At 31.8% G+C, this 16,946-nt stretch carries 16 protein-coding genes; 11 read left to right on the top strand and 5 right to left on the bottom strand.

Going from position 1 to position 16,946, the window contains the following annotated elements:
- Positions 1 to 153: 153 nt before the first annotated feature.
- Positions 154 to 1,098, top strand: coding sequence for a 3H domain-containing protein (locus UIB65_RS01240; RefSeq protein WP_330039332.1), 945 nt, complete (start codon positions 154 to 156; stop codon positions 1,096 to 1,098).
- Complete coding sequence (locus tag UIB65_RS01245; RefSeq protein WP_296803692.1) at positions 1,091 to 1,672, top strand: ZPR1 zinc finger domain-containing protein; 582 nt, start codon at positions 1,091 to 1,093, stop codon at positions 1,670 to 1,672. Before UIB65_RS01240 ends, UIB65_RS01245 begins: the two co-directional genes overlap by 8 nt.
- Before the next feature lie 6 nt (positions 1,673 to 1,678).
- On the opposite strand, the gene UIB65_RS01250 is transcribed toward UIB65_RS01245, so the two are convergent.
- Positions 1,679 to 2,122 carry a hypothetical protein gene (locus tag UIB65_RS01250; RefSeq protein WP_330039333.1) on the bottom strand — a complete coding sequence of 148 codons (444 nt, stop codon included), beginning with the start codon at positions 2,120 to 2,122 and terminating at the stop codon, positions 1,679 to 1,681.
- A 267-nt stretch (positions 2,123 to 2,389) separates the two neighbouring features.
- Positions 2,390 to 7,357 carry a hypothetical protein gene (locus UIB65_RS01255; RefSeq protein ID WP_330039334.1) on the bottom strand — a complete coding sequence of 1,656 codons (4,968 nt, stop codon included), beginning with the start codon at positions 7,355 to 7,357 and terminating at the stop codon, positions 2,390 to 2,392.
- A 464-nt stretch (positions 7,358 to 7,821) separates the two neighbouring features.
- Here UIB65_RS01255 and UIB65_RS01260 point away from each other — a divergent pair, with 464 nt between their 5' ends.
- Both UIB65_RS01260 and UIB65_RS01265 read left to right on the top strand, forming a co-directional pair.
- The gene (locus UIB65_RS01260; protein ID WP_330039335.1) at positions 7,822 to 8,952 is read left to right on the top strand and encodes an adhesin; all 1,131 of its coding nucleotides are present in this window, start codon (positions 7,822 to 7,824) and stop codon (positions 8,950 to 8,952) included.
- A gap of 77 nt (positions 8,953 to 9,029) precedes the next feature.
- Positions 9,030 to 9,713 (top strand): MIP family channel protein, encoded by a 684-nt coding sequence (locus tag UIB65_RS01265; protein WP_330039336.1) that lies wholly within the window; start codon positions 9,030 to 9,032, stop codon positions 9,711 to 9,713.
- A 21-nt stretch (positions 9,714 to 9,734) separates the two neighbouring features.
- Here the strand turns inward: UIB65_RS01265 and UIB65_RS01270 are convergent, their stop codons facing one another.
- Complete coding sequence (locus tag UIB65_RS01270; protein WP_330039337.1) at positions 9,735 to 10,427, bottom strand: nitroreductase family protein; 693 nt, start codon at positions 10,425 to 10,427, stop codon at positions 9,735 to 9,737.
- An 88-nt stretch (positions 10,428 to 10,515) separates the two neighbouring features.
- Here UIB65_RS01270 and pyrH point away from each other — a divergent pair, with 88 nt between their 5' ends.
- From pyrH to UIB65_RS01300, 6 genes are read left to right on the top strand one after another with little or no spacing between them, the layout of a single operon-like run.
- A complete protein-coding gene (gene pyrH, locus UIB65_RS01275) occupies positions 10,516 to 11,193 on the top strand; it encodes a UMP kinase (RefSeq protein ID WP_330039338.1) in 678 nt (225 codons plus the stop codon).
- Between the two features lie 8 nt (positions 11,194 to 11,201).
- Positions 11,202 to 11,990: a TatD family hydrolase gene (locus UIB65_RS01280; protein ID WP_330039339.1), complete on the top strand. Its 789-nt coding sequence runs from the start codon at positions 11,202 to 11,204 to the stop codon at positions 11,988 to 11,990.
- Between the two features lie 16 nt (positions 11,991 to 12,006).
- Positions 12,007 to 12,198, top strand: a complete 192-nt coding sequence (locus UIB65_RS01285) for a DUF2116 family Zn-ribbon domain-containing protein (RefSeq protein ID WP_330039340.1) — start codon at positions 12,007 to 12,009, stop codon at positions 12,196 to 12,198.
- Between the two features lie 8 nt (positions 12,199 to 12,206).
- Positions 12,207 to 12,530, top strand: coding sequence for a YbjQ family protein (locus tag UIB65_RS01290; RefSeq protein WP_330039341.1), 324 nt, complete (start codon positions 12,207 to 12,209; stop codon positions 12,528 to 12,530).
- 1 nt (position 12,531) lies between these two features.
- On the top strand, positions 12,532 to 13,386 hold the full coding sequence (locus UIB65_RS01295) for a hypothetical protein (RefSeq protein WP_330039342.1): 855 nt from the start codon (positions 12,532 to 12,534) through the stop codon (positions 13,384 to 13,386).
- A gap of 10 nt (positions 13,387 to 13,396) precedes the next feature.
- Positions 13,397 to 13,603 (top strand): hypothetical protein, encoded by a 207-nt coding sequence (locus tag UIB65_RS01300; RefSeq protein ID WP_330039343.1) that lies wholly within the window; start codon positions 13,397 to 13,399, stop codon positions 13,601 to 13,603.
- 48 nt (positions 13,604 to 13,651) lie between these two features.
- Here UIB65_RS01300 and UIB65_RS01305 read toward each other — a convergent pair whose 3' ends face one another.
- Both UIB65_RS01305 and UIB65_RS01310 read right to left on the bottom strand, forming a co-directional pair.
- The gene (locus UIB65_RS01305; protein ID WP_330039344.1) at positions 13,652 to 14,941 is read right to left on the bottom strand and encodes a TIGR02710 family CRISPR-associated CARF protein; all 1,290 of its coding nucleotides are present in this window, start codon (positions 14,939 to 14,941) and stop codon (positions 13,652 to 13,654) included.
- A gap of 78 nt (positions 14,942 to 15,019) precedes the next feature.
- The gene (locus tag UIB65_RS01310; protein ID WP_330039345.1) at positions 15,020 to 15,829 is read right to left on the bottom strand and encodes a sulfite exporter TauE/SafE family protein; all 810 of its coding nucleotides are present in this window, start codon (positions 15,827 to 15,829) and stop codon (positions 15,020 to 15,022) included.
- Positions 15,830 to 15,871: 42 nt separating this feature from the next.
- Between UIB65_RS01310 and UIB65_RS01315 the strand changes: the two genes are divergently transcribed.
- Positions 15,872 to 16,945 carry a hypothetical protein gene (locus tag UIB65_RS01315; protein ID WP_330039346.1) on the top strand — a complete coding sequence of 358 codons (1,074 nt, stop codon included), beginning with the start codon at positions 15,872 to 15,874 and terminating at the stop codon, positions 16,943 to 16,945.
- Position 16,946 lies beyond the last annotated feature (1 nt).

Here is a 16,946-nt window from a genome sequence, read left to right on the forward strand (position 1 = left end):
ATCCCTGTAATTTAGTATCCTACTATTTTTGAAAAAATCATAAAAATAATATTATATTATTAAATATAATTTTTCATATTAATAAATGTAAATGTTTTAAGAAGAATAATTCATAAATATATTATCAATGAAAAAAATTAAGGAGAAAGTTGCATGAGAAAACCATATGTTATTTTGATTGGAAGTGCATCTGGAATTGGAAAATCAACAATAGCTGCAGAATTAGCCAAACAATTGAATATCAAACATTTAATTGAAAGTGATTTCATCAGGGCAGTTGTTCGTGGAATTATTGGAAAAGAATATGCACCTGCACTACACAGTTCCTCATATGATGCATACAAACAATTAAGAAACAAAAATCGTTTTGAAAATTATAACGATTTAGTATCCGCAGGATTTGACGAGCATGCTTCCTATGTAATTCCAGCACTTGAAAAAATAATTCAAAGAGCAATAACAGATTACGACGATATCGTTATTGAAGGTGTTCACTTAGTTCCAGGACTTATAGATATCGAGCAATTTAGAGAATTTGCAAATATCTACTTTTTTGTATTGAGTTCCGACGAGGAATCACATAAGGAAAGATTCGTTAAAAGAGCAGTCCAAATACACAGAGGCGGAAAACAACTGGACTTCTTTAAAGAAAACAGAATTATTCATGACCACCTATTAATACAAGCGGAAAAAAACAATGTGGACGTTATCAACACAGAAACCATCGAAAAATCTCTAGATAACATATTATCAATAATCAATAAAGCATGCACCACTGTGAAATTGACAAATAACGTTGAAGAACTTGAAGACGTCATCAATATCATTATAAAAGAAAATAACGGATCAATGGATAAAATCACATACAACATTTCAGGATTCAGTGAACCATTGGTTAGAAATATAAATATTTCAGACATCAATTCGGCAGAAAAATTTATCAAAAATATAAACGAAAAAGAAGACAAAAAAGAATACTTAACTAAATTATACGATTTATCAGACTATCGAACCACAGTTATATGTGCCTCAAATCAGAAAAAACTAACCAAAATTATTAACGAACTAAAAGCTAAAGGATATGTATTAAATGAATGAAGAAGAAATTAATGAAATGATTATTCAATGCCCAGTATGTGGCATTGAAGGCGTTGCAAAATCAGTAATGAAAGAGCTTGAAATCCCCCATTTCGGTAAGGTTTTAGAAACAACAATACTCTGCCCTTCCTGTGGATTCAAACACAGCGATGTTATAGCTTTGGAACAGAATGACCCTGCAAAATACATTCTGGAAATAAATAAAAATAATTTATCCATAAGAGTCGTCAGGTCACAGTCCGCAACAATTTCCATACCTGAAATAGGAGTTAAAGTAGAACCCGGACCAAAATCAGAAGGATATGTAACCAATGTTGAGGGAGTGCTGACACGTTTTGAAAGTGCCGTTAAAAAAGCATTGAATCTGTTTGAGGATGAAGAATCACAGATAAATGCAAAAAATACATTGAAAAATATCCAAGAGTTGAAAAAAGGAAATGGCACTGCAACATTAATTATGCTTGATCCGTTCGGACAGAGCAATATCGTAAGTGAAAATGCAGAAATATTGGAAATTCCTGAAGAGGAACTCCGTGAATTAAAAACAGGTTTTAGTAAAATTGAAGATAATTAAAGAAGATTATTCTTCTTCAACTTCTTCATCATCGACATTTGCTGAAAAATCGGTGAATGAATCTTCTTCAACAACGTCTTTTAATTTTAAAGTTTTTTGAACATCCATAGCTAATGCATTACAATCTGCTTTAATAGCTTCTAAATGTAATAAAATTCTTTCTTTTTCTTGATTAATCCTTTCAATGTTAGTGTATGGGTAAGTGGATTCTTTAAGCATTTCGTATTCTATAGTTGTGTATGGATAATCATTTAATTGTTTACATACATTTTTTAAAACATCACCTAAGAATTTGTTCATTTCAACTTTTACTCTTTCCCTAATCATTTTGTCGTCATCCAAATTTTCTTTCATTAAACGGACAACTTCAGCTTTAGCGAAAGGTAATTTTTCATCATCTTCGTCGATAAATTCTTCGGAAGTTTCTTCAATCATTTCTTCTTCAGACATAATTACACCTCATTTAGTTATTTTAAAATATTGAGTCCATGTGTAATTTTTTAAAAAAAATTATCAATACATCAATATCTAATTAATAATTTATCAAAAGTATTATTTAAATGTATTGATTTAATTGGAGAATTGAAGCAGTATTTTGGTATTTATCAGTGCAACTAATGAAATGCTATAAGGGAAAATTAATAATTTTGATACTTGCAAAATTTTGAAAAATCGTTTGAAAAAAATAAAAAGTAGTAGCATAAAAGCTACTTTAAATTATCTTTTCTTTGAATAACAACCACCCATGAGAATCAATACAATTAGAGCATAAATTACTGAAAATAAAAATGGATTTCCAGTTACATTACTTTCAAGCAAACTAAGAGGTTTGTCCACATTTACATCGTTTGAATGCTTTTTATTGAATTTATGAGTCTCATTGGTGTCATTTTTTGGAGTCTTATTATTTTCAGTGACGTTAACAATTTCAACATCATCATTATTTTTCGGATTATGGTCAAATGTTTCACTGGTCACTGAAACCACATTCTTGACAATTCCTTTAGCTTTTGCGACAGCCTTAATTAATAATTCTGCAGATTCGCCATTATCCAATGCATCGATTTCCCATTTTTTAGTGGATTCGTCGAAAGTTCCTTTAGAAACACTGAATGATTTTAATGTCAATGAATTGTCGAACATTTCCTTGACTTCAATATTTCGAGATTTATCTGGACCGTTGTTTGTCAATTTAATTGAATAGGTAATGACATCACCAACATTATAGTTGTATTTAGATGCTGTTTTTGTTATTTTTAAATCACAGGCAGGAGCAACATAAATTGATTCATCATCGTTGTTATTTGAAACGTCAGGATCAAATTCATTGCCTTGAATGCTTACAATGTTTTTGAAAGTTCCGGTTGCGGAAACCCTGCAAATCAATTCCAAATATTTTTCCTCACCCACATTTAAATCACCTACATACCAGCTTCCATCGGAATAAACGAAATCACTAGTTCTTATTAATGTCAAGCCTTTAGGCAGGCTTTCCCTAACAAGGACTCCTGTTGCATCATTAGGACCATTATTGGTGACTATTATTGTCCATTTTACTAGGTCATCATAATTCGGAGAAGATACATTAACAAGTTTTACGACAGCCAGGTCTGCGACTGGAGATGCATCGATAACTTCGGTGTCATTGTTGTTTGAGATATTCAAGTCATATTCACTACAGTTGGCAACAGCATAATTTGAAATCATGCCCAAATCATCAACAATGCATGTGATGTTTAAATAGACAATTTCATTAACGTTTAATTGCCCTACAATCCAACTATTATTTGCATATTCTCCAACAGTACTGTCATAGCTATTGAATATTAATCCATCATCCAATAAATCATATAAAACTACATTTGTTGCAATATCCGGACCATTATTTTTAATTGAAATAAACCATGTAATCATTTCACCAAAATAAGGGTTCTTATTTGATACATCTTTAATAACTTCCAAATCAACAGTCAATGGAACATCAATTGTAGCATTGCCCTTATTATTGGTTATGTCAGGGTCATACTCTTCAGCCTCAATAGAAGCAACATTGGTAATATTGCCTGTTTTATTGACTTCACAAACAATTTCCAAGGTTTCCTCTTCACCATTTTCTAAACAGCAAACAAACCAAACACCATTTTCATAAAATCCTTTAGATGCCTCCACATCAACCATAATTAAACCATCAGGCAAGATATCATAAACATTTACGGAAGTAGCCTTATTCGGACCATTGTTTTTAGCAATCACTGTCCATTTAATCAGATTTCCATAATATGGATTCGGATCGTCAACAAATTTAACAACTGAAACATCCGCAGTTTTATTGACTTCAATTATTTCAGAATCATTATTGTTTGACAAATCATAATCAAACTCATGGCCCCTGATTGAAACATTGTTCTGAATAATGCCTGTTCCATTAACTTTAGAAACAATATCCAATTGAACGACAGCGTTAGAGTTTAGCTGACCTATAATCCAAGTACCGGTTTTTGAATCATATTTACCATTACCATTGTCACTAATCCAAATCAGAGATTTAGGAAGAACATCACTTGCAACCACATCGTGAGCAACATCAGGACCATTATTTCTAACGACAATACTCCAAGTCACATATTCTCCATAATTAGGATTGGACACATTAACAGTCTTTACAACTTCCAAATCAGTAGCCGGATTAATCACTATTGGCTCATCATCCACATTGTTTGACAAATCATAATCATACTCATTTCCAGTGATATTTGCAACATTAACAAAATTCCCAGTAGATTTAACTTTGCATATTATACTTAAAGTTAGTTTTTCACCCACTGCCAACTTATCAATCTTAATAACACCATCAGAATAACTTCCTTTATCCAAAACAGAATCCACATAGACAAAACCCTCCGGCAAAATATCAGTCACAATCACACCAGTTGCATCATCAGGCCCATTATTTGAAATCAACAACTTCCAAGTAACCAAATCATTGAAATCCGCTTTAGACACATTGACCAACTTAACAATAGCCAAATCTGAAGAAGGAGAAACCTTAATAACTTCAGAATCATTATTATTAGACAAATCATAATCAAATTCTTTTGATGAAACTGAAACATCGTTTACAATTATGCCAGTGCCATTAACCAAGCAAATAATATTTAATTTAACCTCTTCATTAACCTTAAGAGTCCCAATATTCCAAATTCCAGAGATATGATCATAATTGCCAGTATTGCTAATCCATATTAAAGATTTAGGAAGAATTTCAGTCACTACAACATCATGAGCAATATCAGGACCATTATTTCTAACGACAATACTCCAATTTACCAAATCCTTATAATTCGGTGATGAAACATTGACATTCTTTTTTATTTCCACATCACAAGTCGGAGGAATGTTTATGGATGCCTCATCAAAATTGTTGGTCAAGTTTGTGTCATATTCCTTGGAAGTGATGTTGGCCTTGTTTACTATTTCACCGGTTTTATTGACAATGGTGAAAATATTGATAATTTTTACTTCACCAACATCCAATTCACCAATGTTCAAAATACCTGTTTTGACGTCATATTTACCACCACTGTCATCACGGACATAAATTAATCCTTCAGGCAATACATCTCTTACAACAACACTGGTTGCCTTGTTTGGACCGGCATTGGTAATATTCAATGTCCAGATAACCATATCTTCAAAATTGTATGAATCCAATGAAGGTGATTTTTTGATTCTGCTGTCTATTTTAGGAGAAACTGTGAAAGTTGTTCTGTTGGTTATTGCCTTGTAGTATGTATCTTCCAAGTGTTTTGCAGTTACATAATATTTTCCCGGCTGCAAATTAGTCAAGACATCTGAAACCTCACCAAGATAGTTGGAATTTAATGTCTTATTGTAAATCAATTTACCATCATCTTTTTCAACAGTCAATATGATTTCCATATTATATTCTCTATCATCCTGATAGAGTTTTCCGTCGTTTGTTGCACCGTTAACCGGACTTTCATTATCAACTTTAATTTTAGAATAACTTGCAGCATTGTAAATTGCATTGGACACAGCCAAATTGTTGTATTTTGCTATATTGTTACCTCCATGAATGATAGCTCCAATTATCTCATCATCACCGCAATAGATATTTCTTGCAAAAATTGGCAATGCATAAACCCATGCCTGATTCTGATACATTGTATTATTGACCAATACCAATTTTTCACCATGTTTATCATAATAAACAGCACTACCATTTCTTGCAGTGTTATAATAGAAACGGTTATTTTCAATGTTAGTATTGGTACTGTTTACATAAATTGCACCGCCTAATCCTTCAAAATACTTATCATCATCAGGTATTGCACTATTATTTTCAAATGAAGAATTAACGATTAAAGTATTTTTTCCTTTAATAAAAACGGCACCACCGTCACTTTCAGCAATATTGCCTGCCAAATAAGAATTCTTTAAAGTAACGGTTATGGCTTCCATGTTAATTGCACCCCCATTGGAAAATGCATGATTATCCTTAAATACTGAATTATCAATTCCTATATTGGATCCAATTAATTGAACTGCACCACCTAAAGGAGCTTCATTTTCAACGAATTTACAATCCACAATATTTAAAACCATTGAAGGAATTAAGCCAATTCCAGTAGATAACGCACCACCAAATTCAGAAGCTGTATTAGAAATGAAAGTACAATTGCTTACTTTACCTGATGCATGATAAGTCAATGCTCCACCTTCATCAGCGGAATTATTTCTAAATAGACATCCAGAATATTCAATTCCATCACGTATACATCCGGCGCCCCCATGAGTATGGCCCACTTTGGAAGATACATAATTATTAGTGAAGTTACAGTTTATCACATATCCCTTACAGTTTGGCTCGTCCATACCTATTTGAATTGCACCTCCGTAACAATCTCTGCCAACATTATCTATAACCCGATTAGCATTGAACACACAATTAATAACTTTCGAATTCTTTCCGAATAAACCTAAAGCACCACCTGCCAAGTTTCCAGTATTTGAAACAAATTTACAGTTTTTAACAACAGTATTCTTAGCCAATGATGAATTATAAACACTACTTACTCCAGCACCACCAACAGAGGCATGATTTTTTTGAAAAACACAATTGTCTACCACAATGTTATTGCCTTCAATATAAATACCTCCGCCTCTAAACCGATCACCATTGATAAACTTAAGGTTACTAATTGTAGACCCAGCAGCACCTTTTTCAAACCACATTATCCCTACAGAATTCTTACCATTAAGAACTGCTGAAGAGGAAGATGTTATATTAAGTTTTTTATTTATTACTATTCCATCATTACTATCTTTAGATACAAAAGTTCCCTTTAAAATAATCTTATCTCCTGCTTTTGATTGATCAACCACCTTTTGAATATCACTAAATGAACCGCCATTCAAAGTATATGATTTTGCGGCCAAAATTTCATCTTTATTATTATTCGCTACACCAAGAATTTCATTTTGAGAATTTTCCAGTTCATCTTCAACATCTAATCCAATTTCCATTTCAGCACTAGTTTCATTTAAATCCACAGCATAAGAATCATCGATTGTCAATCCCCATGTTGTAAAAATTAAGCAAACAAATAGCATTGAAATTAGGAAATTTTTGCTAATAGCTATCTTTTGAGTTATTTTCAACATTTAATCACCAATTTGAGGACGATGATAAAATACTATTAATTAACAAAAGCTATTAACCAGCAATTAAACTTTTTACTTTAATTAACATTCTAAAAAGAATACCTCATCAATATAAAATTTAAACAATAATTCCAAAATTATTAGAAAAACTATTTATTAGCATTCTACCACAAAATATTTTTTTCAAATATCCGCTCAAAGTTTAAAATTAAACGAATTTTATATACTAAAATAAACTTTTTTAAAATCTCATCATATTTAACTTAAAATAAAAGATAACCTCCTATAAATCCTCAAAATGAGTATTAAACCCCAATATATTTAAATTTTTTCTTAAAAACGATTACAATTTATTATTTATAAAAAATATTAGATTCGAAAATAAACTTGACAAACATTTATGAAAAAAATATTTTATCTATAAAATAGATATTAAAATTATAGTAAAAGTTAGGGTAATAAACATGAAGAAAAAAATTGCAATATTTCTTATGGCATTATTATTGATTGCACCAGTAATGCAGGACGTTACTGCAACTAAAACTGTTTTCATTACAACAGACAATATAGTTGATCATGATTTTGATGTCAGATTAATAACAGCCATTAAAAACTATGTACAAGAATTAAGTGGTGGAGAACTCCAAGTGGTAGTCGATAACGAAGCCCCAGCACCGGGTGAAGGTTATCGATCAATAGCTGTGACAAGTGATGTGAGTATAGACCTGGCAGCTTCAGATGCTGGGAACTATTTACAATTAGCAAATTATAGTGCAAATTCAAATAAGCAAATTGTTTTTGTAAATATAGGCAATTATAATTTAGATAACTCTTCAAATTTCCTTAGAAGAGCATGGGACGACAATTATACTAATGAAAGTTTTGCTGGAGTTCATGACCCTGGAAAACTTCTCAGAAATTCAGGAATATACTATGTCCAACCGGCACTAAAATATCCTGATAAATTTAAAGACGGTGTTTTAGACAGTTATAACGATGAAATGGCTAAAGAAATTTCTAAAGAAATAGTCGATATAATCAATACCCACGACAATGAAACCAAGGTACTTAGTAACGAACTGATTGTAAAAAACAACATCCCTCCAAAAGGAATGGCAGATGCAAGTAAAGCATTAATAAACAGTGGCGATAAAGAAATGAAAGGTCCATTTGGACCATACACAGGACCACAACTGTTATATCAGACCAGTTCATATTTAAATGGTAATGGATTAGATGTTCCTAAAACATTCGAAGAACCAGAAAATCCGATGGGTATTTCATTATTTAACAAAGGCACATATTCCATTTCAGATTATTTCAAAATGGGAGGAATAGTAAGAAATTACATGGACGAACATGGAAAAGCTCCAGACTATATTGATTATAATGGAGCTAAAATCGGTTATTACGATTTATTGTATAACTTTGCAAAAATAACTCAGAATCACACAGATACATACCATATGGGCTTTGATAATGAATATAACTTCGATAGAGTGAATAATTCATTCTTATTGGATGCATTCCCATTCATATTAATATTATTCATATTATTCTTAGCATATTTAGTTTATAAAAGGATAAGAAGGTAGATGTTAAATATTATAAAATACAAAATCTTAATGTTCATTAATTAATGAATAATAAATTTAACACGAAGGGAAAATAAATGAAAAGATATATTGCAGAATTAATAGGAACTATGGTTCTTGTCCTATTCGGATGTGGAAGTGCTGCCGTAGCGGGAACAGTTTTAGGTAATCTGGGCATAGCAATGGCTTTTGGATTATCTATTGTTGCCATGGCTTATGTAATCGGAGATGTATCCGGTTGTCATATCAATCCTGCAGTTTCCATCGGAATGTGGATTGATGGAAGAATGGAAACAAAAGACTTAATTATGTACATTGTATTCCAATGTATAGGTGCAATAATTGGTATTGCACTTCTTGCAGCTATCATTAACTCTGCTCCAAGCCTTGGAGGATACGCTGTAACAGGATTAGGTCAAAACGGATTTGGACCTGCATCAAGCGTCGGTCTTAATGTTACAGGTGCAATCATTGTAGAAATTATCTTAACTTTTGTATTTGTATTCACCGTTCTTGGTGTTACCAAAAAAGCAGAAAACGCAACTATTGCAGGTATTGTCATTGGTTTAACTTTAGCCTTTGTACACATTATGGGAATTCCACTAACTGGTACCTCAGTTAACCCTGCACGTAGTTTAGCTCCTGCATTATTCTTAGGTGGGCAAGCTCTCCAACAAGTTTGGGTATTTATTTTAGCCCCTATAGTAGGTGCAGTAATTGCAGGTCTTTTATACAAAGGTTTAATTTCAGAGGATGCTTAAATCCTCTAACTTTTTTTATTTTTAAATTTCAATACTTCCAATATAAGTATGTCCTTTAATTTTTTCAAAATCAGTTTTAATATTAAATTTAAAGGTTTTTTCATTGGCTACATACATATGAGCCAAAGCGATTCCAATATCAATCGGATTCCATTTTTTAAGAATTTGTCTTTTTAAAATATTTTGTTTAACCTGATATACATCAAAACCATCATTATTATGTTTAAAATACCAAGGCTGTGAGTTAATGGCTGATGGAGCCAATTGTGCAGGAATCAAACTCTCATCGGCAAAATCACTAATTTCAGACAGCTTTTTTCGTTTAAAATCAGGTACATCCCTAGTTTTATTATCAGATTTTCCAAATGCAATTAAGATTATAAAATTAGGATCCTTCTGTTTTACTGAAGCCATTCCAACCCAACAGCTCCCAATATCAATGCTTTGTAAAAAAAGAGAAACCTGTTGAAAAATAAATCCAATATTTTCTAGATAATTTTCTTTTTTCTCTGAATATAATGCCAGGTAATATGGTGCACTCCAAGGAGTTTTAATCTTAACATCCTCTTTTTCAAGAATCTCATACCTATAACTAATCCCTTCATTTAATGGTTTAACATTAGATATAAAGTCATGAATAGGTTCCATGTCAATGGTATCATCAACATACTTGCGACAAGACTTCCTAAGATATATCTGATTGACTAAATTCATCGAAAATCACCTTTTATACTAATCTATATTTCATACAATATAAAATTTAAATAATATTGAATAGATAGAATATATATAAGGTGAATTTATGAAGATTGTTATTGCAATTGGAGGATCAATATTATTAAAAGAATATGATTATAAAAAATTCCAAGAGTATAGTGATATCTTAAAAGACCTCTCAAAAGAACATGAGTTATTTGTTGTTGTAGGTGGTGGAAAACCTGCAAGAGAATATATTGGAGTAGTTCGTGATTTAGGGGCAGGAGAAGCACAATGCGATGATATTGGAATAGAAGTTACAAGAATAAATGCAAAACTGTTATTGTCTGCGCTTGGAGATGTGGCATATCAAAGAGTGCCTCATAACTTCCAGGAAGCATTGGAATTTTCAGCTAGCGGAAAAATTATCGTTATGGGCGGAACTGAACCTGCACACAGTACAGATGCAGTATCTGCAATTCTTGCGGAATATATTCATGCTGATAAATTAATCAATTTAACTTCAGTTGATGGAATGTATACCAAAGACCCAAATAAATTTGATGATGCCGAACTTGTTCCGGAAATCTCTGCAACTGATTTGCTTGAATTTTTAAGCGGGAAAGACGTTAAAGCTGGAACTTACGAATTTTTCGACACAACTGCTGTTCAAATGATTAAAAGATCCGATTTGGAAACTGTCATCACCAATGGTTTTGAACCTAAAAACCTTATCAAAGCCGTTAATGGTGAAAAGATAGGTACTAAAGTTATAAATGAATAGGTGATTAAGTGGAAAATCTCATTGATATCGGTTTAAACCTTATGCATTCTTCATTTAGAAAAGACAGATTAGAAATAATTGAAGAAGCTAAAAAAGTAGGCGTTAATCAGTTCATAATTACTGGAACCAATGTTCATTCAAGTCACATAGCAGCAGAATATGCATCAAAATATCCTGAAACTTTATTTTCTACATCAGGAGTGCATCCTCATGATGCGAAAACTTGCAATGGACATACAATCAATGAATTAGAAAAAATAGCTAAAAACAAATGTGTTGTGGCCATTGGAGAATGCGGTCTTGATTATAACAGAAATTTTTCTCCACAAGATTTGCAAAGAAAATGGTTTGAAGCACAAGTTGAATTGGCTGAAAGATTAGACATGGGTTTATTTTTACATGAAAGAGAAGCTCATGAAGATTTGTACAATATATTGAAAAAGCATGAAGGTGTTGCTGAAAAAGCTGTTGTTCACTGTTTTACAGGAACAAAACAAGAAGCACAAAATTACATTGATTTAGGTTGTCACATAGGTGTTACAGGATGGATTTGTGACATGAAAAGAGGAAAAAATTTACAAGAAGCTGTAAGCGTCATTCCTCCAGAAAAGTTAATGATTGAAACAGATGCCCCCTTTTTAATACCTAAAAATTTTGATAAAAAACCTAAAAAGAATAGAAATGAACCAAAATATTTACCACATATCCTCGAAACAATTGCACTTTGCATGGGCCTTGATGCTGAAGAACTCGCAATCCAAGTTACTAAAAATACTAAAGAATTTTTTAAAATATAAAAAGGAGATGAAAAAAATGTCAGTAGAACCTCATAAACATTGTCCTATTTGCGGGACACCAATACCTTTAAACGAACTTGTTTGCTCACCAGACTGCCAAAAAGTCTGGGATGCAAGATTAAATCAAAGAAAAAGATCCCAAATAATTTTATATGTAGTTATAGCAATATTTTTAATAATTTGGGCATATCTGACATTTATGAAATAGTGATATAAATGATATTAACATCTTCAAACACACTTGAAAATAAGAAAATAATGGAATATAAAGGATTAGTAACTGGAGAATCCCTAATTGGTGCCAATATTTATAAAGACTTATTTTCAGGTGTTCGTGATGTTGTAGGTGGTAGAACTTCAAGATATGAAGAAGAAATTCAAAAAGCACGTGACATCTCAATAAACAGTATGATTGAAAAGGCTGAAAGGTTAGATGCTAATGCAATTATCGGGCTAAAAATTTCTTACGATAACCTTGGAGGCACTATGGGAAATACAATACTTGTAACCGCATACGGAACAGCCATCAAATTTGAATAACATGGAAATCAGAAATAAAAAAATCGATAAAAAACGATTACAACGAGCAATATTCTGTATAGGAATAGGTACAGCAGTAGGGCTTCTAGTTTATGGAATCTTTTTATATTTTAAGATAGACATCTTTGGATGGAATTTAGGTTTGATATTTGCTCCACTGGCTGCAGGTTATGTAGAAACAATCCTGGCACATAGGATTATCGGTGAAGATATCGGAGCAATAAGTGCATTCATACTTTTTATTGATACTACATTTTACAGTTTCATACTGAAAAATCCGACATTGGGTTTTAATTTAATAACTGCAGGAGCAATATTAGTTATTCTTCAGGCAGCATTTCCAACATTGATTAACTACATCCTTCTAGTAGTGGTTGGAGGATTCCTTTCCCTATTCGTTAATACGTTTAAGGAATACTGGAGAAAACTTAAATTATTTATGAAAAAACAGCAATATGTCAAATGGGATGGGCCGGATACCGAATTGAATACTGAACCAATACCCGCTTACGATGAAACGGGAAGTAATGAAAAAATCAATGGGTTGGATTTTTTCTTTATAACCAGTAGTGATATGAAAACAAGAAAGCATGATATCATTGGAATTTATCAAAGCGAAATTATTCTGGAAAAAGATAAAAATTTGATAAAATTAGGCCCTCAAAAAGCTGAAATCAAACAGCTCAACAACATCAAAGCGGGGAAAGATGAATGCTTAATTAGATTATCCGAACAAATTAAAAAAAATGGAGGAAATGGTGTTTTAGATTTATCCATGACATATAATTTAATTGGAGTAGGTGGAGACAATATTCAAATCACAGCACGAGGAATGGGAATTAACATCAAACAATAGAAGTGAAAACATGGAAAATAAAGGAAATATCATAATACCAATCATTGGATACATCATTGCATTAATATCCCCACTCATAGGCTTAGTTTATGGAGCGATATTATTTTTTACAAAAAAAGATGTTTTATTGTATAGAAAGCATGGCAGATTCATAATATACTTTTCAATTACAGTATTCATTGTAAGCTGGATAATGAGACTCTTTGTCTTGAAATAAAAAAAAAGGTAAAATCTTATTAATTTAATTAATAAGATAATTTATTATTTAAAATTGATTATATTTTAATTTTAAATCGAATTTAGAAAATTCGGTTTCATTTAAAAATTTATTCATGTCCTTATCTAATTTTAATGCCAAATCAACAACTACATTCAAAAAGTTTTCAAAATCTTTTTGAGATTGTGATTCAAGCCCATGAGCCAAGACAGAATTATTACGCTTATGGGTCAAATCCTTAATCTTATTTTCATGCTCTTTATAATATTTTCCTAAATCATCACCCAATTCATTAAGTAGTAAAAAATCAGCAGTCAAACCGATTTTTATTTTTCCATCTTCTTCCATTTTTTCCAGATATCTAATGAAGTCTTCAGATACATTTTTTTCTAAAAGCAGATTCATATCAATATCTGAACTGACAAGATTGTATTTAGACAGTTTAATTTGAGCAATCAATTCAAAAGATCTGTATAAACGGGCTATAGCATCATCATATTTATATTCTGCAGCTCTTCTTTTAGAATTGTTAATCAAGCTTGCAAGAGCATAACAATTTTTCAGATTCTCAGACTTTGAGTTAACAATAATGCCCAATGCATTTAAATTTTTCTTCAATTTAACTGCGATTTCAATAAAATGTCTCTGATTGATATTGACTTTAGTTAAAAAGCTATAAGCATTTTCAAAATCCATATTATCCCAATAATAATAAGCTTTACATAGATTTAAAAAGGATTCTTTCTCAATATTCAAATCAACAATTCTCTTTAATGTCTCAATACATGCCATGAAACGGTTAGCATTGAAATTATGCCTTATCCGAATTACCGCAAATCTATCATAAATCTTATAGAGATTTTGATAGTTTATGATTTCAGTACCGACAGAAACTTCACCTGTAGTCCTATCCCCACCAACGGAAATCAAATCCTTATTGTAAAACATGCCACAACAGGCCATAGCTGCAGACATTGTTTTGGTTCCTGAAGTATAATCCATTATGATTTGATACTCTTTTGTTATGTCCATATCAAATTCCCATATTTTTGATTCAAATACTTCAAAACAAGTATTAAAATCATCAATAGCATCAATTGGAACAATATGATAGTCTTCTTCAAAAATAAATTCATCATTATCGTTTTCAAATAATTCTTCAATATAGCCGATTGTTTCTTTAGATCTATCTGATGCAAAAAACACAACATGATTAGGATATATTTTAGTTATAGTTGAATATAATTTTTGAGCAAGCAACCTAAACCCTTCATCGCCAGACTTTGAATTAACACCAGTTCCAACAATCATAAATAGTATAATATCTTTTCTTTTCATGTTATCACACAAATAATTAATTAAATATATTATAACTTTCTATTAAAAAAGTTGTTGAAAATTCAACTCTTAAGCAAATTATGGCAGGACGCCCAACATCTTCAATGCCATATAAAATACCAAAATTGAAAATACAATTTTCAGCTTTTTTTGAGGGACTTTGTGTGCAAATTTCGCACCTACAGAAGCTAATGGAACCGAAAATGCAGCTATCAGAACAAAATTAATTATACTTACATAACCAATAGAATACGGAAAGGTATTTACTCCCCAACCAGACACAATATATGATAAAAAACCGCCAATGGCAGTTAGGGAAATAAAAATAGAAGATGTACCAATAGCCTCAATCATTGAAAATCCTAATAGTGAAGTTAAAATAGCTATTAAAAATATTCCTCCACCAACACCTAAAAGGCCAGATGAAAATCCGACAAGAAGACCAATGGCTGCTGTTGAAATTAAATTAAATGGGATTTTAGCATCTTCTCGTTCCTTGTTGATGTTCACAATATTATTAACTGTAATGAAAAGTAGCAAACATCCAAAAATTATCTCCAAAACTCTTGACGGCAATCCTGATGCCACAAATCCTCCAACAGCACCACCAATTATTCCAAAAACTCCCAAACGCAAACCCGGTTTAATAATATTATCCATTGATCGAGTATGTCTATATGCACCACTCAACGATGTTGGAATAATAATGGCAAGGCTGGTGGCTAAAGAAATCAGCATTGCAAGGTCTGGTTCGACTCCTATGTATTTTAACAGGAAATATTGCAAAGGAACAATAATGAATCCTCCACCAATACCCAAAAGACCTGATGCGAATCCTGCACAAATACCTATTAAAATCAAACCCAAGAAATATTCAATTGGAAACATAAATATCAATTTATTTAAACTATTAATACTTAAATTATTGTAATGAAAGTTAATAAAACTATCTTAGTTGGATTCCTATTCATCATATTTGCAGGAATAATTTTTGTAACGGACATGTTCAATCCAATCATAAGACCGGTTACATACCAATTTTTAATGGGATCATCAAAAGGAAAGGACATAATGTTTTTTGGTCTTTTAGGACTGTTTCTAATAATGTCCCAAGTTATCAAAAAGGAAATTGATGCAACAAAATATCTGAAATTATCCATTGTAACTGGAGTTATTTTATTGACTTTAGGAATTCTAATAGAAGTTATTTTTAGATTGCAAATGGGAATAGCCCTAAACTCTATTTTTGCATCCATGACCCATGGAATGAGTTCCACAAGCATTCTGCACACCCACCTCATAAAATCAATTTTGGGAGAAATCTTAGCGAATGTTATGGGACCATTTATCCAAAGTGAAATCAACACAGGCGTTGGTTTATACACATATGTTCCCGACATCGCAAAACTAGTCGTATTATTGATTCCAGTTTTATTTGTGATGATTGTTCTGGCAAGTCAAAAAAGACCATGGCTTACAAACTTTTTAATAGCTTTATTTGGAAGCTGTTTAATAATAGGGGTCATTGACGGAGGAATGTTTGGAACACCTGCACTCGTTGGAATCTGTGGTCTACATCTAGTTTACAGGAACGGTTATTACATGAACTATATTATTGGATACATAATTAGAGATGAAGATTTACTTGCTAAAAATGAAAACTTCCAGGCCCCCTACAGAAACGTTGGTTTAAGCGAAGCAAGATATATTTTTAACAGATTTGCATATATACTTGTCATATTTGCCGTGATTTTTTTAAGATTCACAGTAGCTTTTGCCGGTGCCGAACCTGATTATTATACCGTTGAAATCGCAAACATGGACAAGAACGTTGATTTTGGAGACATACCCCTTGAAAAAATCAGCCAAACAAACAATACTGTTACATATCATGTAACACCAGAATATAATGAAATGGAACTTTTAAACGACTTGAAAATTCCTTTAACTGATTCGTGTGAATATTATACTGTCAGTTGGAATATTTATTCCTATTTAGATTAGC

It is taken from the genome of Methanobrevibacter sp. (genome assembly GCF_036307625.1).
Taxonomy (GTDB): Archaea; Methanobacteriota; Methanobacteria; order Methanobacteriales; family Methanobacteriaceae; genus Methanocatella.